Below are 21,760 nucleotides of genomic sequence, written 5' to 3'. Positions count from 1 at the left end.
ACCCGCCCCCGCTCGCGCACCACACCCTCTTAAACCGCAACTCTCCCCCGGCCCTACTTGCTGAGCCCGGTGAAGTCCACGGTCACGCGCTCGCCGGCGCGGAACGGCACCTTCTGGCTCAGCGTCTCGGGCCGCCCGTCGCGCATGATTTCTGCCTTGAGCAGGTACGCGAACTCGCGGTTCGCGGGCAGCGGCGGGGTGGCGAACTGGCGCACCGCGTCCTTCGACGGGCTCTTCTTGTCGTCAACGTAAAGGGTCGCGCCCGCGGGCAGCTTCACCGTGATGGTCGCGCGGTCGCTCGCCGGACCGGTCGGCGCGGCGGGGGTGTCGCGGACGGGCGGTTCGGCCTTCGTCGGCTCCGTCACCGGCGTGGTCGGCGCGGCGGTCCCGTTCGCAGTCGTGGTGCCCGGAGTCGTACCGGCCGGGCGGGCGGTCAGGTCCGTGAACTCGACGGACACGGTCGCGCCGGCCCGCACCACAACCTTCTCGGTGACACTGACGATTTTGCCGCCGCGCTCGTACTGCGCGGTGAACCGGTACACGAACTCCTGGTCCCGCGGGAGTTCGGGAGAAACGAACCGGCGCTCGGTGCCCACGAGGGTGAGTTCCCGCCCCTCCGCCGAGAGGCGCGCGTCGACGGGAAGGCGCACCACCACCGTGGCGCGAGCCGCTTGACCGTTGGCGACGGTCGCCGAAGGAGCCGTGTGCGCGGCGGGGCTCAAGCCCGTTGCTTCCGCCGGGCGCGGTTCGGCGTACGGAATGTTCGGCTGCGCTGGCGTCGGCGGGAACTGATCGAACGACGGCGGCGCGGGGTAGACCAGCCCGCCCTGGCACGACAGCCCGCCGGTCACGATCGGCGTGTACGAGATCGCCGGGCCGCCGAAGCACGAGTACGCCGACCCGCTGCACGAGTACCCGGAGCACGAGTAACTCGAACCGGAGCAGCCGTAGCTGTGCGACCCGCAGCACCCGTAACTGTGCGATCCGCAGCACCCGGTGCGCGTGTCGCGCTCGAAGAAGCTGCGGACGCGGTCGCCGATTCCCAGCCCGAACACGTGGCCGCCGTTGCACGACGACCCGCAGCACCCGCTGCACGACGCGGGGTACGCCACCGACCCGGAGCACCCGCCGCCGTAGCAACTGTACCGCACCCCACCGGAGCAGCCGTTACACCCGTTACAACTGTTTCCGAAAAACAGGTCGCGGAAGTAGCCGTTGAACCCCGGCGCGTCCGGCGCGGCCGTGAGGGCGGTCATCATCACAACGCTGTACATAGTCGGTCCCTCGCGGCCGCGGTAAGTTGCGGGCTTTACGAAGCCCTTATCGCGAGGATAACTGGCGCAAGAGGGGAGGACAAATCGACTGGCGGTAATCTTTACAACCAGGTCGGTTGCGAAGGTTCAACTCCCGCGCAACACGAACGAAGTGTATAATCCGTGCAATCGGAGGAGTCGAGAACCGGAACACCGCGGGACTGCTATCCTGAGCCCCGGGCCGGTTGCCGGCGCCTGTGCCACAATGACAGTAGCCGGGAACGGGCGCCGAACCGTCTCCTGACGCCGGGTCCCGATTTCCGCCCCTGACTTCCGCCCCTCTCCGAAGGAGAGCGAATGCCGCTTCGCAACCTCGCCTGGCTCGTCGCGGTGCCCGCGATCATCGCGCTGGGCCTGGCGATCAGCTACAGCGCCCCGGCGCCGGACAAGGACTACCGACTCGTTCGGCAGGTCGTGGACGTCATCGCGGAGGTGGACGCGAACTTCTACCGCGAACTCAGCGACGACGAGCGGCAGCAGTTCGTCGAGGACATGATTAACGGCGGGCTGCGGAAACTGGACCCGCACTCCGAGTACCTCAACGCCGAACACCTCAAGCGGTTCGAGACCGACGCGCAGGGGAGCTTCGGGGGCGTGGGCATCGTCCTCACGATCGACCCGGAGACGAAGTTCCTCAAGGTCGATCACCCGATGCCCGGGACGCCGGCCTACGACGCCGGGATCATCGCCGACGACCTGATCGTGAAGGTCGGGGACAAGTCCACGGAGGGGATCACGGTCCCGGACGCGCGCAAGCTCATCACCGGCGAGCCCGACACGAGCGTCACCCTGACCACCCGCCGCGCCGGCCGCAACCCGGCCGAACAGCAGGTCACGCTGAAACGCGCCCAGGTGGCGCAGCACCCGGTTTCAGGTGTCCGGCGTCGGGCCGACGATCCGCAAAAGTGGGAGTGGTTCGCGGACAAACCGGGCGGGATCGGCTACATCCGCGTCAGCGGGTTCAGCGAGCTGACCACGAAAGAGATCAAAGCGGCCGTCGAGGAGATCGAGCGCGACGGCGGGAAGGCGATCGTCCTGGACCTGCGCGAGAACCCGGGCGGGCTGCTAAGCGAGGCCGTTTCGGTGTCCGATCTGTTCCTCACCGAGGGGAAGATCGTCTCGACGCGCGACCGGCGCAGCAAGGAGCGCACGTTCGAGGCGAAAAAGGACGGGACCATGTTCCTGCCGGCGGAACAGAAGCCCATCGCGGTGCTGGTGAACGACGGCAGCGCGAGCGCCAGCGAGATCGTGGCCGCGGCGCTCCAGGACAACAAGCGGGCCGTCGTCATCGGCGAGCGCAGCTTCGGTAAGGGGAGCGTTCAGAAACTGCTGCGGCTGCCCGGCGACCCGCCCAGCGCGGTGAAGCTCACGACGGAAACGTACTGGCGCCCGAGCGGGGCCAACATCGACCGCATTCGCGCCTCGAAGGACGCCCCGGACCAGTGGGGGGTGAGGCCCGACATCGAGGTCCCGACCACGAAGGAGGACAAGCTCCGCGCGGAGGTCGAGCAGTTGAAGCGCCAGTGGGTGGCGGGTAAGCCGGACGTGGTCGGCCCGAAGCCGCCGGCCGCGCCGAACCCCAAGGGCATCGACGGCAAGCCGATCGTGGACGACAGCAAGCCGTACACGGATCAGCCGCTGAACAAGGCGCTCGAGGTGCTGCGGAACAAGCTCCGCGGGGTGGGCACCGCGCCGGCCCCGGCCCGGCGACTTCCGGAACGGGTGCTGGGATAGCGGTGTTCGCCCGATTCACGGTCCGGTTGTTGGTCTCTGTTTTGGTTGTTGTCTTTGTGGCACAGGCATTCCTGTCTGTGCGGCGTTCTCGCGCCGCACAGACAGGAATGCCTGTGCCACAAGAAGCAGACACAGCGCCGGCGTCACCAAGCCGCGGTGAGAACTGACCCGCGCAACCGTTTGTTGAACCACTCGGGGGGCTCACGCCCCCCGCTCGCCTTCAGGCACCATGAACGACTCCGCCGCACTGCCGCTCGCCGTCTTATACGAAGACCACCACCTCGTCGTCGTGAACAAACCCGCGCCGCTGCTCACGCAGGCGCCGCCCGGGGTGCCGAACCTCGAAGAGCGGGTGCGCGCGTACATCAAGGACAAGTACGCCAAGCCCGCGGGCGTCTACCTCGGCGTCCCGCACCGGCTCGACCGGCCCGTCAGCGGGGTCGTGTGCTTCGCGCGCAACACCAAGGCGGCCCAACGGGTCCACTCGCAGTTCGAACACCGGAGTGTGCGTAAGGTGTATTGGGCGCTCGTAGAAGGGGTCGTCGAGCCGGACGCCGGCGTGTGGGACGATTACATCCGCAAGGTCGAGAACGAGGCCCGCGCCGCGCGCGGCCACGAGGGCGAGCCGGGCGCGAAGCTCGCGACGCTCGAGTTCCGCGTGCTGGAGCGGTTCGCCGCGCACACGCGCATCGAGTTGCACCCGCTTACGGGGCGGATGCACCAGCTCCGCGTGCAGTCCGCGTGGCGCGGGCATCCGGTGATCGGGGATTCGCTCTACGGCAGCGTGCGCCCGTTCGGCCCGCCCGCGGAACTGCCGCGCGACCGCGTGATCGCCCTCCACGCCCGCCGGCTCACCTTCGAGCACCCATTCACCAAGCAGGAACTGGTGATCGAAGCCCCCGTCCCCGCGTACTGGCACCCACTTCCGGACGACCCGGTGGCGTGACGGCACGCGGGTCGCTACGATGCTCCTGCGCCCAACCACGCGCCCGCTTCCACCCCTCCGCAGGAACGAACATGCTGAACCGTCGCGAACTGTTCCGCTCCGCCGCCGCTGGTTCCGCCGCGCTCGTGCTCCCCTCCCTCACCCGCGCCGACGACGCGAAGGGGTTCGCGCTGCCCAAGCTGCCCTACGCGTTCGACGCGCTCGAACCGGTCGTCGACGCCAAGACGATGGAGATCCACCACGGCAAGCACCACCAGGCTTACGTGGACAACCTGAACAAGGCACTGGCGGGCAAGCCGGACCTACTGGCCAAGCCCATCGTGGAGCTGGTGCGCGACTGGAAGAAGCTGCCGGCGGACCTCCAGGCGCCGGTGCGCAACAACGGCGGCGGGCACCTGAACCACACGTGGTTCTGGCAGATGATGAAGAAAGACGGCGGCGCGCCGAAGGGCGAGCTGGCCAAGGCGATCGACGCCAGCTTCGGCAGCCTGGACGGGTTCAAGAAGGAGTTCGCGACCGCCGCAACGACGCAGTTCGGCAGCGGTTGGGCGTGGCTGGTGAAGGGCAAGGAGAAGCCGCTGGCGGTGGTGAAGACCCCGAACCAGGACAACCCGGTGACCGACGGGCAGGCCGTGCTGCTCGGGTGCGACGTGTGGGAGCACGCCTACTACCTGAAGTACCAGAACAAGCGCGCCGACTACGTCAACGCGTGGTTCAGCGTGGTGAACTGGGACTTCGTCGCCGAGCTGTTCGCCGCCAAGTGACATCGAATTGGCAATAGCCGTGATGGGGTCAATCGCCGGCTCGGAACACGCCCAGGTGGCACCCGTCGGCTGACGCCGGTGGGTGGCGCCCACAGCCAGCAGGTCCGCGCGAATGTCCGGTGTGCCGAATCCGCCGTCCGGAAAGGGGCGCCCGCGCGGCAGCGGCGGGTTCGGGTGGCGCGCGTTCTTCCACCACTCCGCGACCCCCGTGTTCGTGCTGGGAAAAGGCAAACGGTTGCGGTACGCGAACCCCGCGTGGGAGCGGCTCGCCGGCGTGACGCTGAAAGAAGCGCTCGGGATGGTGTGCTCCCAGCGGCGGCACAGCACGCCACTCGCCGCGGCGCTCGCGCCGACGCCGGAAGCGCTCGCGGGGCGCCACGACCGCGCCCGCCGGCCCGCACCGCCGGGGCGGAACGGGCCGCCGTGGTGGGACGTCACGTTCGCCCCGCTCGCGCCCGGCGCCGAACCGCCCGGGGACGCGGCGGACGCGAAACGCGGGAAAGAGACGTTCGGAATCGTCGGGTTCGTGACGGTGGTCGGTGAGCCGGTGCCGGCCGCGGCCAAGAAGGTGCCCGCGGCCGTCTCGGCGCTGCGCGACCGCCGGGCCGCGCACTTCGGGTTCGACCTGCTGGCCGGCGAAACGCCCGCCGCGGGCCGGCTGGTGTCGCAGGCCCGACTCGCGGCAAGCGTAGCCGCACCGGTGTGGATCGTCGGGGAGCCCGGCAGCGGCAAGGAAACGACGGCCCGCGTGATCCACCACGCGAGCGCGAACCGCGACCGCGCGTTCGTGGGGATCGACTGCGCGGGCCTTCAGCCGTACCTCGTCGAGAGCCTGCTCTTCGGGCACGGCGGGCTGGCCGGGGCGGACCGCGTCGGCACCCTGTATTTGAAGGAGCCGGCGGCGCTCCCGCGCGACCTGCAACAGCGACTCGCGGACCATTTCACCGACACCCCGGCGGCCCGCCTGATTTGTGGCTCCGAAAGAACCGCCGGCGACGGCGTGATGAGCGGCGGGGCGCTCGTCCCGATGTTTCAGACGGCTCTGTCGGCGTTTGAGGTGCGCGTGCCGCCGCTCCGCGAGCGCCTGGGGGACCTCCCGCGCCTGGCGGCGCGCCTGCTGGGACGCCCCCTCGACCCGGCCGCACTCGCGGTGCTGCGGGAGCACTCCTGGCCCGTGAACCTGCGCGAGCTGGCGGGCACCCTCCACGAGGCCGCCCGGAGCGCCGAGAGCGGACCGGTGCTGCGCGAGCACCTGCCGCACGAACTGCGGGTGAAGGTCGGGATCGCGCGCACGCACCCGCCGAAATCGCTCAACCTGGACGAGATCCTCGCGGCGGTCGAAAAGAAGCTCATTCAGCTCGCGCTGAAGAAGGCCAACAACCACCAGACGGAGACGGCGGAACTGCTCGGGGTGTTCCGGGCGAAGTTGTGGCGCCGGCTCGACGCGCTGGGCATCCCGATCCCGCCACAGCCGCCCAAACCGCGGAAGCCCGAGGGCGGGGACTGATACCAAATCCAGTTGAAGAGCAACCGCTCGGCAGAGTGTAGGTTGCACCCGCCTGCTGACGCAGGCGGTTCGACCGCCGCTTGTCGAACCGCCTGCGTCAGCAGGCGGGTGGCGCTCCCAACCACCGTTACTCTTCAACCGGATTTGGTATGAATCGCTCTCGCGTGGACCTGGGGGGAGGTACGGCGTGCGCGCCCCGCAACTGGTGATCGTCGAAACCGACGGGTGGATCGCGCGGATGCTGGCCGAGTTCACCGCCGAGAGCGCGTGGCTCGTGCGCGCCGCGCGGGCCGACGCCGCGGCGGCGCTCGTGCGCGACCGCCGGCCGTCGGTCCTGGTGGTCCAACTCGACCCGGGCGACGACGCCGCGACCGCGGCTGCCCTGGCGCTCGTTTCCGACGTGTCGGCGCGGCTCCCGGACGTACCGGTGGTCGTGGTGAGCGACGTGAAGTTCAACGACGCGGACCGGGTGGCGTGGACGGCGGCGCTGTTCGACCTCGGGGCGCGGTACGCGCTGTTCCCGCCGCTCACCCGCCCGGTTTTTGAGGACGTGGTGAGCGGGCTGATGGCCGCCGCGGGCCGCCGCGCCGGGACTGCCGCCCCGCCCGCGCCGCAACCGGGCGAACCGGCAAGGCTCAAACCGCGCCGCAAGAAGCCGGAGCCGGAGGAAGAGGTGATCGACCTGGCCGACGAGGAGGACGTGAACGAGTGAACCCGCTCGGCGAACTGCCGGTGCTGCTCGACGCGCGCTGCATTGGGTGCGGCGATTGTGTGGCGGTGTGCCCGGTGGGGTGCCTCGCGATGGCCGGCCCGCGGCCGTGGCTGCCCCGCCCCCGGGACTGCGTCTCGTGCTCGCTGTGCGAGCTGGTGTGCCCCGCCGACGCGATCGAACTCCGGCCCGCCGCCGGGTGACGCCGGGGGCTCGGCCGGTCGCGTGGGGCGCCTTCCTTCCCGTCTTCACACGTTCCCGGTTCCCACCGCGCCGCGGATTGGTATACTATTATCTCGACATCGAGAGACTTTGTCCCTCTCCATTTACCGAGCGACCTAACAATGGCCGACCACGGGACCACCAGCGCGACCCCGACCGCCACCCCGATGAGCGGGGCCGACATCCTCGTTCAGGCCCTCATCCGGCACGGGGTCGATACGGTCTTCGCGTACCCGGGCGGCGCCAGCATGCCCATCCACCAGGCCCTCACCCGGGTCCAGGGCAAGCTCCGCACCATCCTGCCGCGGCACGAGCAGGGCGGCGGGTTCATGGCCCACGGGTACTGCCGCACCACCGGCAAGGCCAGCGTGTGCGTGTCCACCAGCGGCCCCGGCGCCACGAACTTCGTGACGTGCATCGCCGACGCGAAGATGGACAGCATCCCGGCCATCTTCATCACCGGGCAGGTGAGCACCAACGTCCTCGGCAACGACGCGTTCCAGGAAACGCCGATGGTCGAGATCTGCCGCGGGATCACCAAGCACCACTACCTGCTCACCCGCACCGAGGACATCACGCGGGTGATGAAGGAGGCGTTCCACATCGCCACCACCGGCCGCCCCGGCCCGGTGCTGATCGACGTGTGCAAGGACGTGCAGACCAAGTCGGTCGTCCCCGACTGGGACGTCGCGATGGACCTGCCCGGCTACCGCCCGGTGCGGAAGGCGCCGCGGGCCGAGCTCGAGCCGGTCATCGCCGCCATCCGCGCCAGCAAGAAGCCGTTCATCTACGCGGGCGGCGGGGTGACCCACAGCGACGCCGCGGCCGAGCTCAAGGAGTTCGCGGAGCTGGTGGGCGCGCCGGTGGGCCTCACGGTCCACGGGCTGGGGAACTTCCCCGCCGACCACTACCTGTGCCTCCAGATGCTCGGGATGCACGGCACCGTGTACTCGAACTACGCGATCAACGACGCCGACCTGCTGCTGGCCTTCGGGGTGCGGTTCGACGACCGCGTGACCGGCAAGCTCGCCGAGTTCGCCAAGCACGGCAAGATCGTCCACGTCGACATCGACAAGTCGGAGATCCACAAGAACAAGTTCGCGCACGTCCCGGTCCACAGCGACCTGAAGCACGCGCTGCACGGGCTGAACGCGCTGCTGAAGGAGGAGAAGAACGCCGACCTCACCGCCGGCGGCCGGTACACCGACTGGTGGCGCCAGGTGGACGCGTGGCGCGACGCCGAGCCGCTCAAGTTCGCCGAGCCGGACAACTTCATCATCCCGCAGTACGCGATCAAGCGGCTCTGGGAGATCCTGCGCGACCGGAACCAGCTCGACGACACGATCATCACCACCGGCGTGGGCCAGCACCAGATGTGGGCCGCGCAGTTCTTCCACTTCAACAAGCCCCGGAAGTGGATCACCAGCGGCGGCCTCGGCACGATGGGGTTCGGGCTCCCCAGCGCGCTGGGCGCGAAGGTGGCGTTCCCGAACAACCTCGTCATCGACATCGACGGCGACGGCAGCTTCCTGATGAACGTGCAGGAGCTCGCCACCGCCTACGCCGAAAAGATCCCGGCGAAGGTGCTGCTGCTCAACAACCAGCACCTGGGCATGGTGATGCAGTGGGAGGACCGGTTCTTCGGCTCGAACCGCGGGCACACGTACCTCGGCGCCGGCGAGGACCACGCCCCGTACCCCGACTTCTGCAAGATCGCCGAGGGCTTCGGCGTGACGGCCAAGAGCGTCATCGACAAGGCCGACCTGGACGCCGCGCTGATCGAGATGATCGAGGCCCCGGGGCCGTTCCTGCTGAACGTCCACGTGCCGCACCAGGAGCACGTGCTGCCGATGATCCCGGCCGGCTCGACCGTCAAGGACATCATCAAGGAATAACGGACCGCCGGTCAGATTAACGATTCGTTAGCCCGGCCGATCGGCCGGGCTTTTTCATTGCGCCGCGGTCGAACCGGGGCATACACTCGACCTCACCGGCGCCGCGCCCGGCCGCGCGGCCGACCGTTTCAATCAGGAGAGCCCGATGCCGATCCGTTTGGTGTGCCCGTCGTGTTCGGCGGCGCTGTCGGTGAAGGACGAGTACGCCGGCCGCGCGGTCAGGTGCCCCAAATGCGGGGGCGTGATCCCGGGCACTGCGTCTGCCGCGGCCCCTTCTGCATCGAAGCCGGCATTACCCTCGCCGCTCCCACCGGTGCCCCAAGAACCGAAGGCGGCGCAGAACCCGTTCGAGGTCGTCAACGAAACGGAGGAGCCGAAGGGCGAGAGGCCAGCCGAGCCCCGGACCGATAGCCGCACGCGGGGCGACGAACGGGGCGAGAGGCCCGCACGCCGGGACCGCGGCGACGACCGGAACGACGAACCGGTCGCAAAAAGGAGCAAGCGCAAGAGCCCCGACGACGACTACGACGACCGCCCGGTGAGGAAGAAGCGCCGACGCGACGACGACTACGACGATGACGGAGAACGGCCCGCTGGCAAAAAGGGTCGGTCCAAACTGCCCCTCATTCTCGCCATCGTATTCGGCTCGTTAATCTTGTGCTGCAGCGGCGTGTCGTTCGGCGTCTATTACGTCCTGCAAAAGGCCGGCGACCGGGTTCAGGAGGTCGCAAACGATCTGAAAAACAAGGCCGATCAGGCCGAAAAAAACGCCAACAGGCCACCGATCAGCATTACGGCCGAGGAACTGGTGCGCGAGTTTAAAGCCGACGCCACCGCCGCCCGCGAGAAGTACACGAACAGGACCCTCATCGTTGAGGGCAAGCTCAGCGACATCACCGAAGGCATCAAGGACGAGGCGATCGTGTCTCTGGACGGGCTCCCACCACCGCCGGGACAGTTCATCGGCATGAGCGTGCGCGTTCAAATGCGAAAGGACGACACGAACAGATTCTTTAGCGCGTCCCGCGGGCAAACGGTCAAGGTGAAGGGCAAATGCGTGGGAAATGTCGCTGATCTGTATGTAAACGTGACCGACGCCACTTTCGAGGGTGCCGGCCTGGACCCGAACCCGACGGTTCCCGCGTCCGCGCTGCTGAACGATTACGCTCGCGCCGCGGGCGCGACCGACGAGAAGTACAACGAGAAGGCGATCACGATCACCGGCGCGTTCGTGGAAAGGGTGGAGAACGAGTCGATACTGATCGTGACCGGCCCCGGCAAAAAGGGCGGCGGCAAGGGTAAGATCCGGGCCGCTCTGTCGTTCCACACCAAGTCGCAGAGCGATCGGTTCAAGCCGGGCTCCCCGGTGACCATCAAGGGCGAGTATGCCGGGTCGCGTGACGGCACGATTCTCATCAACCGCGCCTGGATCGCACCTTAGCCGATCTGATGCCGCAGCAACCCTGGCATGCTTCGCCGGGGACGCCCTCCGTGCAGCACCGGAGGGCTTTTGCCCAACCTTCCGATTCCGGTCACGTTACACCATCACTCCCGTCGCGGACGCGCCGCCGCTCGGCGGCACCCGGGGCGTTTTTCGTTTCGCACATTTCTCGGGATCAATTCGTTCGACCCGTGGGAAAGAATGGCAGAACCGCGGGCGGCCACCGCGGGGCCATGACGGGCCAGAACCGATGCGTTCACTGATCCACCGCGTCCGCTCCCGACTCCAACCGGGAGCGGACGAAGCGAGCGACGAGTGCCTCCTCACCGAGTTTCTCACGAGCCGCGCGGACGACGCGTTCGCGGCGATCGTGCGCCGGCACGGCCCGATGGTGACGGGTGTGTGCCGACGGGCGCTCGGCAACAGTGCCGACGCGGACGACGCGTTCCAGGCGGTGTGGCTGGTGCTGCTCCGCAAGGCGGACGCGGTGCGCCCGCGGAGCCGGCTCGGGAACTTCTTGCACGGGGTCGCGGTGAACGTGGCCCGCCGTAGCCGCGACGCCCGCGCCCGGCGCGGGACGCAGAGCCTCACGGTTGAAGTGCCCGAGCGAGAGGCCGCGAGCGGCGACCTCCGCGAGGCGCTGGACGCGGCGCTCAGCGAACTGCCGGCCGTGTATCGGGCCGCGGTGATCGCGTGCGACCTGGAGGGACACACCCGAACCGAGGCCGCCGGGCGGTTGGGGTGGTCGGAGGGCACGGTCGCGAGCCGGTTGGCCCGCGGACGCGCGATTCTGGCCGACCGGCTCACGCGCCGCGGGCTCGCGCTCCCCGCCGCGGGCCTCGTAACGGCGCTCGGGTCCGACGCCGGTGCGTCGGCTTCCGGGCCGACCGTCGCCGCGCGACTCCGGCACCCCTCACCGGCCGCAGAGCGGCTGGCGGCCGAAGTCGTGCGAGCTACGTTCGCGAACAAGTTACGGGGCGCGGCCGTGCAGCTGTTCGCAATGATCGGGGTCACCAGCGTCGGTGCGGCGGCCGTGTGGGCGTGGAACGAGTACGAGCAACCAACGCCAGAGGTCGCTACTGACAGACCGGCGGAAGCCCGCGCACCGCAAACGCCCGACGCGGGGGCTGTGAGGAAGCCAAGCCGGTTCGTGCTGCGGAACCCGGCCCGCGACATCACCGTTGTGACCGACCGGCCCGAGACCGTTCCCGAGTTCTTCCGCCGCCAGCCGGTGCTGGTGGCGCGGGTCAAGTCGGAGTTGTGGCGGCAAATGCTGGAGGGTAAATCCGACGACGCGTTTCACTTCGTGGACTCGGCGTCTTTCAACGCAGACGGCCCCCGGGTGGCGGCCTACGGCGCGAGCGTCAAACTGGCGCCGGTCGCGACCGACAACCAACCACTGCTCGACGTTCTGTCCGCCTCGTCCGGCGACGAATCGCGGATCTTCGTTCGTGATGCGACTGATAAGAATTTGTGGCACGTCGTCGGAACCACGCAACGAACGTCGGCTGGGTTCTTCGCCTCGAAGGACCGCGTTCAGCCGGACGAGTTCGCGCCCGCAGACCTGATTCAACCCGCTGTGAACAAGTAGGCCCTTACTCCCGAACCCATTACGGAGCCACATTCATGAAGCGAACCGTGTTCGCGCTGGCCCTGGCCGGCTCAGCACTACTGACCACCGTGAGCATTTCAGGCGAGCCGACGAAGGCGGAAACCAAGCTGACGAATAAAGACATCGCGAAGTTGATGAAGGAGACGCACGTCGGAGCGAAATCCCCCCACGCCCTTACGCTCCAGGAGTTGGGCTGCGAGTCGCCGGACTGGGAGCGGGTGGTGAAAGACGCAAAGGCGTTCGTTACGATGGGCGAGTCGTTCAAGAAGACGGACCTCGGGTACACGTCGCCCGACAAGTACATTGCCGGCGCCGCCGCATTGAGCAAGGCCGCCAGCGCGAAGAACAAGAAGGCCGCGACGGACGCGTTCACGAGCCTGACGAAATCGTGCAGCGCGTGCCACTACGGCGACCCGAGCCGTAAGTAAAAGGCCGAAGACGAATGGCCGCAAAGAAGCACAAAACAGGCAGAAAAGGATTGGCCACAAAGAAGCACAAAAAGCACAAAAGGGAACCAAAGCCAAGACAATAGAGTTTGTTTGAACCCACTCTGCTGTCTTGGTCTTCTGCTTCCTTTTGTGCTTTTTGTGCTTCTTTGCGGCCAATCCTCTTTGGTTCCCTTTTGTGCTTCTTTGTGGCCAATCCTCTTCGGCCTTTTACTCCCCCTCGCGGCTCGCGCCGGGCACCCAGAGTACGTCGCCTTTGCCGTTGTCGTTAGCGACGCGACCGAGCACGAACAGCAAATCGCTCAGCCGGTTCAGGTAGATGAGCGCGTGCGGGTTGACCTTTTCGGTGTGCGTGAGCGTGACCACCGTGCGCTCGGCCCGGCGGCACACGGTGCGCGCCAGGTGCAGCCAGACCGCCGCCGGCGTGCCGCCGGGCAGGATGAAACTCCGGAGCGGTTCCAGCGGTTCGTTCAAGCGGTCGATCGCCTTCTCCAACCGCTCGTACTGTGCCGGAACGATTCGCAGGCCCTGGTTGCCCCCTTCGCTCTCCGGTTGCGGCACGCACAGGTCCGCACCCACATCGAACAGGTCGTTTTGGATCGTCCGGATGAGGGCGCGTTCGGGGCACTCCGGGCAGTTCGCGGTGACCAGACCGAGTACCGCGTTGAGTTCGTCCACCTCGCCGTAAGCCACAACACGTGCCGCGTCCTTTGGAACGCGAGAGCCGTCGCCGAGGCCCGTTTCGCCCGCGTCGCCGGACTTCGTGTAGATGCGGTTTAAAAAAACCATGTGCAGGACTCCAGGGTTCCAAGCCAGCTCATCAGGCCATTCACGGTCGATGAGGAGATTATGAGATTCGCGACCATGGGATTTTCAAGCGAATCGCGAGTGACAATGCACTGTCACTCACGATTTGGCAACAACTGGCAATGGCCACCTATCCGCTAGAATGGCGGAAGATATTCAAGCTAAAAGACTTCAGCCAATAGCGACCACCGTGAATGGCCTGAAGCCAGCCCATCTTACGTGTAGGGATTTTTTTTATTGACTTGGATTGGTGTAGCATTTATGATCATCACCATACTTGGGCTTGTTACGCTCAGGTTTACTAGGGGGTTATGTCATGCTGGATCGAGCATCCTTGGCTCGCTTACTGGTCTTTACTCTCGGTTTAGTCGGTGTCTTGTCGCTGGTGATTGTCGCTGAACCTGCCGACGTTGCCGCTGCTGCTGCTGCTCCCGGGCCCAAAATCGATTTCAACAAGAATCCGGCTGGGGTCGGCAACCCAGCCGCAAAGGGGATTCTCGAATACAAGGTGACGTGGACTAACTGCACCAACGCACAGAAGCTCGAGGTCACCATCTACAAAGTCAACGCTCTCGGCGTTCCCCCGACGGTGATTGGGGGGACCGCGATCGACCCAATCCCCGGCGGGGCAAACGGAAATTTGACTATAACATCCGGTGGATTAACCACGGGTGACACAGTGCTTTTTAAAGTTAAAGTGGTTGACAACGGTACGCCTCCGCTAGTGATCGCAGAAGCAACTTCAGCCACAGCAGTTGTGCCCTAAGTTGCGGCACAACCGGCCTCGCCATGCCCGGTTGCTCTGCAATAAAGAGCAACCGGGCACGGCTCGGATTGCCCTGGTACAAACCAGTCTTCACAATCACTCCTTTCTTGTCAGGAACGGAAAATCCGTGATAAAGCAATTCAAATCAGCTTGCCGCACGGGGTTCACGCTTCTGGAGTTGCTCGTCGTGGTTGCGATCGCCGCGATCCTCATCGGACTGCTGCTCCCAGCGGTGCAGAAGGTTCGCACGGCAGCGGCACGGATGAAAATCAGCAATCAACTCCGACAGTTTTCAATTGCCACTGCCAATTACGCCACCGCGCACAACGATAAATTTCCCGCTGCGGATGGGGAGGGTAGCCGCGACAATGCCGCAGCGTTTTATCAGTTGCTTCCATATGTGGAACAGGGTGCCGAAGGTTGGCTCCACCAGCCAGATGGGCCACCCATCTTAAGAAATCCTTATGACCCTACTTGGCAAGGATTCCCGCCCAACTCAATGGGCGGTAATGTCAGCTTCTCGCTCAATGCCCTATTATTCCGCAGCGGATTAACGTGCAATAATCTGACAGACGGGGCGTCGTCAACTATGGCAATTGCGGAAAGGTATGCAACTTGCGGCAAATTCTACGCAGACTGGCAGATGCCAAAGTATAGCTGTTACAGATACGAAGATGGAAAAATGATACTGCTGCAATCATGCAGTAGTGGGCGACGACGGCCTACTTTTGCAGACGCTTTCTTCAACGATGTTACTCCTGTAACCGATCTAGTCACGAACACAACATCACCTTCTGTTGCCAGCCTCACGTTCCAAACCCGTCCACTAAGCATTGCGGATTGCGACAGTCGTATCCCGCAAGCCACGTTCGACGCTGGCATTTTGACAGCATTCGCGGATGGCAGTGTGCGTCTCCTCCGGCCAGCAACTAGCCCCAACGTATACTGGGGAATGGTCACACCACAAGGTGGGGAAATCGTCAGCGATTAGGTTGCGTGGACAGTCGCAATTGACACTCGCCACAAGTCCTGAATCAGTTTAGCGTAGTGTCACAATAGTCAGGATTCAAGTTATCGCAACTGCCTGCCAGCGATAGGCGGTTTGTGATCCGACTGTCTACAAATTCCACTGTTTCGCAGTCGCGTGTTCAAGTTGCTTTATTTTATGCCTAGTGAAACTCTGCCCTTCGCCACTGTGACGCCAATTGCCGCTGCGGTCAACTCGCTCCGCCTTGCGGCTCAGCAACACGTTGACCACTTTGAACTAAGTGATCGCCCGTGCACTACAAGATGCCCACCCAACTTGCTGTCGGCGATATTACCCCTGTTGCAGCGTTTAGGTAGTGCCCTGCGAGTATTGCACGGAGTCAGAATCGCCTGGAAAACCGCAGTCTCACCTGTCAAATCTGACCGGGAAATCGCAAGTGCAATGCTCGCAGGGCACCACCAGCGTTCAGGTGTGCGCCGAAATACGAGCCGGCAGCTTTAAGAAGTATCTCGGCGCATTGCCAGAGAAGGCAATAATTTCAATGGTTGATAGTGAAAAAAACGATCACCACCTGCTAAGCAGGCGGCCGTGGTTGCATTGCGCGTTTTGACGAGCCGCGACTGCCAGGGAGCGGGATACGTCACCCGCTTCCTGGCGGTCGCGGCTCGTTTTCAAACGTTACAACCAGCCTCGGCCGCGTGCTTAGGCTACACGTCTTCGGCTTCCTGGAAAATCTTACATTTGCGATATTTTCCGGCAAATTGACATCACGCCCTTGAAATCTGTCAAAGGCGTCCGGCGGTCCCTCCTCGCACACGACTTTGCCCAGCACCCAAACTGGGCAACTGGCAAACTCACAACTTCTGACTAAACTCTCCGCCCGGCGTGTCCGATACATCCGCTACGGACTGTTGAACCGTCAAGCCACGGGGGGCGAAGTATGTCTTGGATTCGGCGGAAACTCTGGGTTCTGGCGGTCGGCGTCCTTGCGGGCGCGTCCGGTTGCAACCCCTTCACGCTCGGGTTCCTCACCCCGATCCCGGTTCAACCGTGGGTCGCGGAGCGGATGGACCAGAAGTTCAACCACCAGAACGACGGCCGGGTTCCGATCATGCCGCCGGTCCGCGAGGGGTTCCCGCCGCCGATCTGCGAGGACGCGCCGAGCGACCAGGAGGTGCTCCGCGCCATGCCGCGAGTGCCGCGCGGCGTGCCGGGCGTGTTCGAAACGTTCCGCGACGACATTGTGATCGTCACGAACCGGCTCGTGGACAAGATCGACCCGCCCCGCTTCTTCCCGCTGGTCGGCCAGGCACAACTGCACCACTGCCACTGGGAGTGCGTGGTGTACTACACCGAACTGGTGCAGTCCGACTACCCGTTCCCGACTTACCGGAAGAAGCAGCGGGTCCAGGTCATCTACATCGATAAGGACCACCTGCACCTGTACGTCGGGTCAGACCCGGCGACCCAGAAGCAGATCACGCAGGACCTGACCCGGTATTGAGCCGCCACCGGTCGGCACCGGGCCGAACGAACGGGTGCTGACGTTCCGGCAGCACCAGAACGAGGCGGACGAACACTTGGCGTGAGCCGAGCGTTCGTCCGCCTTGCTGCGCTGGATACCTGTCGGAAACGACAGTTCAGCAGATTCGGACCTTTCGTGTGGCCCGCTCGCTTCGCGGGCGGGCGCCTGGGGCATCAAACGAACGACTTCGAGTCACAAGTCGTCTGGTCCGCAAGTCGCAAAGTCACGAACCACTATTATCACTGAATTTGCGACTTTACGACTTTCGACGATCGGACTATTGACCCGAAGCGATAACCCCATCGAAGGCACCCGGCACGATGTTGCAACCGCTCGCGGGCGGATCACACGGAAGGCCGGAACCCCGGAGCCGGTGATTTCGAGTTTGGTGTAGCCAACGCCACCCGTGTGCCAGCGGGTAGACCGGTACGTCTGCCCCCGCACCCGACCTCATCAAGACTACGCAAAATGGACTCCAGTAGTTTCAAGTTCGCGCGGCAGCGGTGATCGGCTGGAAAACCCGAGTACGCCGAGGTCACACTCGCCAGCGTCAGCAGGCGGGTGGCGCACAGCGGTATAACTAACCGGAAACGACTCGACTCGTTCGGGCGCGTGCGGCTACGGAAAGCCCCCCGCCGCACCGCTCAGGTTCAGTCGCAACAGTAAGATGAGCCAGTTTAAAGGGAAGGACGACCGCAACCCCGATGCGCCGCGCAACGCGGGCCAACTGAAGAGCGCAAGAGAGCGGGCCGGAGGGCGACATGCGCCCTCCGGCCCGATCGCGATCCAGACACTCACTTCGCGATGACGCAATCGGTCAGTTTCACGAACTCGTTCACGCGCCCGGCACACAGGCCGCGCACCTTCACTTCGTCCCCGCGCTTGCACGACGCGAGCGCGTCCTTGGTCTTCGCGACGAACTCACAGCTCACGGTTTTGGTCGCGTTACCGGTCGCGAGTTCGAGGGCGTAAAGCCCGCGGGGCTCGTCGCGAACAACGCGGACCACCTTCCCGGACACGGCAAGCACCTTGTCCTTGTACTGCACGTCGGCGGCAACCGGGTTCGTGTCGAACTCGTCTTCAAGATTCGTGGCGGAGACCGCAATGCCAGGGCCGTTGCGGATGATCTCCTTGATCCGGTCCTTCGCAATGTCTTCGAGCAACTTCTTCTCAAACGCCTCGTCTGCGGCCTTCGGATCAACCGGCGGCTTCTGCTCAGCGGGCGCCTTCTGCTCCGGTTGCACCTTGCGCGCCGGCACCGGGACAGGGACCGGAACCGGGCGACCTTCAACCTGCGGAGCCGGGCGATGGGATACGGCGCGCTTCTCACTGAACACTGTGCCGAGCATCGCAAACCAGAGGAGCGAAATGATCAGCGAAGAGCCACTGACCGCGGTCGCCGCGACCGGGTACCCCGTCGCCTGCCCCGACTGACGTGCCACAATGAGTGACAGGACGGCCAGAAACAAGGCCACCAGGGCAGCGGGGATGGCAACCACCCCGAAGCACGGGATCAGGCTCACGATAAGCGCCAGAAGCCCGCCCACGAACGAGACGACGCCGAGCGTACTAACCGGACGATAGGTATCGTAACCGTCTTCACGGCGGCGCATCCGGCGTCGGGCGCGGCGTTCTTCGCGGTCGCGATCGTAATCGTCTCTCATGGAACCGCCTCCGGCGACCTTCAACCCGTTTTTTTATTGTGACCGCGGTGACGGTCAGCACGCAACGGTATTCGGTACTGCCTCACAGATATTTAGCCCCGAACTTCTGGACCGCAGCCCGCGTGCAACTTTGGCCCGATACGAACACACCAAACGCACAGCGGCCGAAACCGCCCAACGGATCACAACTGCAAGCCCAAAAACAATTTCCGTCATACAACGGCGTGAGCCGACCGACACTGCGAAACGAGAACAATTCACCCGCCGCGAAGTGAGCGATCGCTTTCATTATATCTTCTAATGCTCAGTAATTTTTGATATCGCCCGATCCTCTCCCGTCGAGCCGATCCAAGACGCGGAGGCGGAAGTTCTCGAAGTTCAACATTCCTTGGGCCAGCCACACGACGACCCGCAACCCGTGATCTCAACCTTCGGTTCGTCCAGCGGCGAATAAGCACCTCGGGGCCGCCACCTGTTGTTGCCGACGCTCGACTAAGGCATGCCCGCACCCCTCGGGGCCTTCTGTGGTGCCGATCTCACGGCACGAGAGCGATAGGTTCGCGGACATCTCGGTTGAATAATCCGAATAATCGCACCCAATTATCTGGCCAACTGCTCTAAACTCACTGAGCAACGTGAACCGGAGGGAGTTGTGGCTGATGGAAGAAGTGGCCGAGAGCGTGCTCGCCTTTATCCGTTGGACCGACGAGCACCCGCTACCACCGAACGCGCCCACCCGTGTCGTGCTGAATGCACTGCGGACGCATCTCGACGCCAAGGTGCCGGGATGGCGGCAACGGGCTTTCGAGAATGACAGCAGCCAGGAGGCTGTGGAGATCGAAGTGCATTTGAGTGGCGGTCGCATCGTCCGCGGAACGCTCCTCCAGCGGCCGAGTACGGTTCAAGATGGTGCGGCGTGAACGTGCGGCGTTCGTGTGCAGCAACCGGAAGAGCTGCGCGCACCGCAGGCACTACCGGAAGTGTTCACCGTTGTGAGTGAGCATACGAGACGAGTGAAAACCCTTTGAAAATAACAACTTGCGACATTTTTTGCTCGAACGCAGGTGATTGGCGCGAGGTATGCCTTAGTCTATATCATCGAAGCGGTTCGGTCAGCAGGACGGTGGGAGAGGCGTGCTGCTGACCGAACCGTTATCGAACAAAACACACCACCCGGACCTGTGACAGAGGGGAGAGGCTGTCACAAATCCGGGCGGTGATGTTTTCAGGCCGGTGAGAGAGTGGTCGGCCTGACAGTCGGTTCCGCACTCCTTGAGAGGGGGCGCCAACTGATAATGAGAGTGTGTCCGAGTCACATCCGCGTGTCAATCCCCCTGTTCACCAAATTGTCGATGCGGCCCGTCGGGGTCGAGTCACTTGCTTGACCAAAAAGGCCAAGCCGCCCGCACGAGCCTGCCCGTCGCCGCGTGCACCGACGCAGTACAGTGGTGCGCGACAGGCGATAACTATCGACAGAGTGCCAACTTTTACGATCATCCCCAAAACAGGACTAATAACTGATCCGCCAAGCGAAGCCGCTGGGAATGTGTTTCGGCGCGCCCTGTTGGGTGGCAATGGCGCGGTAGAGAACACGGTCCGGAGAGTCGGCCGAGAAGTCGTGAGCGGTGCGGCGCGGCGACACCAACAACGCCCGCTGCTCGCACTAGCGACTGACAGAACTCAATCACCAGTACTGTCTGCGACAGAATGAGCCCTGGGTGGCATCGCATGGCCGCCCAGGGAGCGGGCGCGTGGCGCAAACGTTTCGACGGAATTTACATGATAAAAAATTTCAAATCGATCACTCTTCATCTGGTGAGCCCTGTCAATCCTGTCAAAATCCGTCTTTGTGAACACGAGTCCCGTATGGGCCGAAACGAAGCGGCGCCCGTTCCGCTGCCAGTTCTTTTTTACGCGCCCGGTGACGTACTCACGTGGCCCGACACCCTCCACAAGTTGGCTCCGCTGCCGGCGTGCCATAAGTCGAGTATATGGCCAGCTTCAACATCGAGTTACGGACCGGCGCCAGCTTACACCCGGACGGCGAGCCGAGCGATTTCGTGTCCGAGTACGCGGGCGTCATCACCTGCGTGGACGACGAAACCGGGGCCGTCACAAAAGTTGGTCGCGTGGCCGCGATGCGGGTCCACGCCGCCCTGGCCCACAACGCGGGCGAGTCGCTGTTCGACGTGTGCGACAGCCACAGTGGCGAACTGAATTACCTGCACGCCCTCCTGTACGAACCGGAACGCTACCACTTCCGCGAGGAGGTGATGGCCCGGTTCGATGCCGCCGAACCCGACCTGCTGGTGCTCGACTACGTCGTACTGTCACCGAAGTGGCGGAAGCTGAAGCTCGGGCTCCTGGCCGTCCGCAAATTGGTAGACCTCATCGGGAGCGGGTGCGGGCTGGCGGTCAGCGACATCTCTCCGCTCCGGCACGATGCGGCCGGGTCGCTCCGGGTGCCGCCCCGGTGGCTCACGCCGTACGCGACCGACGAGGAGCGGCGGGCCGCGACCGTGCGACTGCGGCGGTACTACCGGCGCATGGGGTTCTCTCGGCTCGGCCGCACCCCGTACTACGCACTGCCGCTGAATCGGGTCACGCCGACCGCCACAGAACTGCTCGAACCGGAACAGCGGTGAGCAACGTCGCGGGCGCGCGACCGGGCGTCGGCACCGTCACCTTCCTACCCGATGCCAAAGCCCGCTTCCTTCGATACCTGACGAGCCGCAATTCTGAGCGCGGCGGCGTGCCGGTCTGGACGCATCAGCTCAACACCAGCACTGACACGGGGCGGTTGCACGGGGTCTTCCGAGGGGGCGGACCTCTGCACGTGCCGACGATTGACACGCCCCGCGGTGGCCTTGCCCTTGTTGCTCGGCGCAACCGCTGCTAGCGTGCAATGCCGCCCGGCCCCACGCACCTCCCGGGCGGCGCACAGGAGCCTGACATGCCGCGCGCGCCGATCCCGACCTGGTGCTTCGCCCTCGTGGTGGTGCGCAAGGGCGATCAGTTCCTGATCGTGCAGGAGAACAAGCCGGGGCAGCCGTGGTACCTGCCGGCGGGGCGGGTCGAAGAGGGCGAGTCGTTCGCGGCAGCGGCGGTGCGCGAAACGTTCGAAGAAGGCGGCATCCCGATCCGCCTCACCGGGGTCGTCCGCGTCGAGCACACCCCGCTCCCCACCGGGGCGCGGATGCGCGTCGTCTACCTCGCCGAACCCGCCGACGACACCCCGCCCAAGTCCCGCCCCGACGACGAGTCGCTCGGCGCGCGGTGGGTCACACTCGACGAGCTGCGCGGCTACCACATGCGCGGGGACGAAGTTGCGGAGCTGTTCGCCTACGTCGCGGGCGGCGGCACCGTTCACCCGCCGGATCTGATCAAGGGGGAAGGCGAGCCCTACCGGATCAACCGTTAG

The 21,760-nt window shown here is 64.9% G+C and carries 19 protein-coding genes; 16 read left to right on the top strand and 3 right to left on the bottom strand.

Going from position 1 to position 21,760, the window contains the following annotated elements:
- Positions 1-53: 53 nt before the first annotated feature.
- Positions 54-1,274: a TIGR03000 domain-containing protein gene (locus GobsT_RS32300; RefSeq protein ID WP_109570730.1), complete on the bottom strand. Its 1,221-nt coding sequence runs from the start codon at positions 1,272-1,274 to the stop codon at positions 54-56.
- A gap of 336 nt (positions 1,275-1,610) precedes the next feature.
- Here GobsT_RS32300 and GobsT_RS32295 point away from each other — a divergent pair, with 336 nt between their 5' ends.
- The 10 genes from GobsT_RS32295 to GobsT_RS32250 all read left to right on the top strand — a co-directional run bounded on the left by GobsT_RS32295 (position 1,611) and on the right by GobsT_RS32250 (position 12,571).
- Complete coding sequence (locus GobsT_RS32295) at positions 1,611-3,047, top strand: S41 family peptidase (RefSeq protein ID WP_010052005.1); 1,437 nt, start codon at positions 1,611-1,613, stop codon at positions 3,045-3,047.
- A gap of 229 nt (positions 3,048-3,276) precedes the next feature.
- Entirely contained in the window at positions 3,277-3,993 is a 717-nt protein-coding gene (locus GobsT_RS32290; protein WP_010052205.1) for an RluA family pseudouridine synthase, read from the top strand.
- 71 nt (positions 3,994-4,064) lie between these two features.
- A complete protein-coding gene (locus GobsT_RS32285) occupies positions 4,065-4,757 on the top strand; it encodes a superoxide dismutase (protein ID WP_010052206.1) in 693 nt (230 codons plus the stop codon).
- Positions 4,758-4,878: 121 nt separating this feature from the next.
- Positions 4,879-6,264 carry a sigma-54-dependent Fis family transcriptional regulator gene (locus GobsT_RS32280; protein ID WP_029601346.1) on the top strand — a complete coding sequence of 462 codons (1,386 nt, stop codon included), beginning with the start codon at positions 4,879-4,881 and terminating at the stop codon, positions 6,262-6,264.
- A 187-nt stretch (positions 6,265-6,451) separates the two neighbouring features.
- Positions 6,452-6,976: a hypothetical protein gene (locus GobsT_RS32275; RefSeq protein WP_010049929.1), complete on the top strand. Its 525-nt coding sequence runs from the start codon at positions 6,452-6,454 to the stop codon at positions 6,974-6,976.
- Positions 6,973-7,176, top strand: coding sequence for a 4Fe-4S dicluster domain-containing protein (locus GobsT_RS32270; protein ID WP_010049931.1), 204 nt, complete (start codon positions 6,973-6,975; stop codon positions 7,174-7,176). The genes GobsT_RS32275 and GobsT_RS32270 overlap by 4 nt, the downstream gene beginning before the upstream one ends.
- Before the next feature lie 141 nt (positions 7,177-7,317).
- Positions 7,318-9,090: a biosynthetic-type acetolactate synthase large subunit gene (gene ilvB / locus GobsT_RS32265; RefSeq protein WP_010049934.1), complete on the top strand. Its 1,773-nt coding sequence runs from the start codon at positions 7,318-7,320 to the stop codon at positions 9,088-9,090.
- A 145-nt stretch (positions 9,091-9,235) separates the two neighbouring features.
- Entirely contained in the window at positions 9,236-10,531 is a 1,296-nt protein-coding gene (locus tag GobsT_RS32260) for an OB-fold protein (RefSeq protein WP_071529358.1), read from the top strand.
- Positions 10,532-10,781: 250 nt separating this feature from the next.
- Positions 10,782-12,122, top strand: a complete 1,341-nt coding sequence (locus GobsT_RS32255) for an RNA polymerase sigma factor (RefSeq protein ID WP_010049939.1) — start codon at positions 10,782-10,784, stop codon at positions 12,120-12,122.
- A 35-nt stretch (positions 12,123-12,157) separates the two neighbouring features.
- The gene (locus GobsT_RS32250; protein WP_010049941.1) at positions 12,158-12,571 is read left to right on the top strand and encodes a cytochrome c; all 414 of its coding nucleotides are present in this window, start codon (positions 12,158-12,160) and stop codon (positions 12,569-12,571) included.
- 228 nt (positions 12,572-12,799) lie between these two features.
- Here GobsT_RS32250 and GobsT_RS32245 read toward each other — a convergent pair whose 3' ends face one another.
- Positions 12,800-13,378 carry a cob(I)yrinic acid a,c-diamide adenosyltransferase gene (locus GobsT_RS32245; protein WP_010048067.1) on the bottom strand — a complete coding sequence of 193 codons (579 nt, stop codon included), beginning with the start codon at positions 13,376-13,378 and terminating at the stop codon, positions 12,800-12,802.
- 334 nt (positions 13,379-13,712) lie between these two features.
- Here GobsT_RS32245 and GobsT_RS32240 point away from each other — a divergent pair, with 334 nt between their 5' ends.
- From GobsT_RS32240 to GobsT_RS32230, 3 genes are all read left to right on the top strand, one after another.
- The gene (locus GobsT_RS32240; RefSeq protein WP_148087951.1) at positions 13,713-14,162 is read left to right on the top strand and encodes a hypothetical protein; all 450 of its coding nucleotides are present in this window, start codon (positions 13,713-13,715) and stop codon (positions 14,160-14,162) included.
- Positions 14,163-14,289: 127 nt separating this feature from the next.
- Complete coding sequence (locus tag GobsT_RS39125) at positions 14,290-15,153, top strand: DUF1559 family PulG-like putative transporter (protein ID WP_148087950.1); 864 nt, start codon at positions 14,290-14,292, stop codon at positions 15,151-15,153.
- Positions 15,154-16,090: 937 nt separating this feature from the next.
- On the top strand, positions 16,091-16,654 hold the full coding sequence (locus GobsT_RS32230) for a hypothetical protein (protein ID WP_010048068.1): 564 nt from the start codon (positions 16,091-16,093) through the stop codon (positions 16,652-16,654).
- Positions 16,655-17,469: 815 nt separating this feature from the next.
- On the opposite strand, the gene GobsT_RS32225 is transcribed toward GobsT_RS32230, so the two are convergent.
- Positions 17,470-18,339, bottom strand: a complete 870-nt coding sequence (locus tag GobsT_RS32225) for an OB-fold protein (protein WP_010048069.1) — start codon at positions 18,337-18,339, stop codon at positions 17,470-17,472.
- Positions 18,340-18,998: 659 nt separating this feature from the next.
- Between GobsT_RS32225 and GobsT_RS32220 the strand changes: the two genes are divergently transcribed.
- From GobsT_RS32220 to GobsT_RS32210, 3 genes are all read left to right on the top strand, one after another.
- The gene (locus GobsT_RS32220) at positions 18,999-19,259 is read left to right on the top strand and encodes a hypothetical protein (RefSeq protein ID WP_010048070.1); all 261 of its coding nucleotides are present in this window, start codon (positions 18,999-19,001) and stop codon (positions 19,257-19,259) included.
- Between the two features lie 1,071 nt (positions 19,260-20,330).
- The gene (locus GobsT_RS32215; protein ID WP_010048071.1) at positions 20,331-20,984 is read left to right on the top strand and encodes a hypothetical protein; all 654 of its coding nucleotides are present in this window, start codon (positions 20,331-20,333) and stop codon (positions 20,982-20,984) included.
- Positions 20,985-21,292: 308 nt separating this feature from the next.
- Entirely contained in the window at positions 21,293-21,760 is a 468-nt protein-coding gene (locus GobsT_RS32210) for an NUDIX hydrolase (protein WP_010048073.1), read from the top strand.

Origin of the sequence: Gemmata obscuriglobus, assembly GCF_008065095.1 — a bacterium.
Classification (GTDB): domain Bacteria; phylum Planctomycetota; class Planctomycetia; order Gemmatales; family Gemmataceae; genus Gemmata; species Gemmata obscuriglobus.
This window is presented reverse-complemented; position numbering and strand designations above follow the sequence as displayed.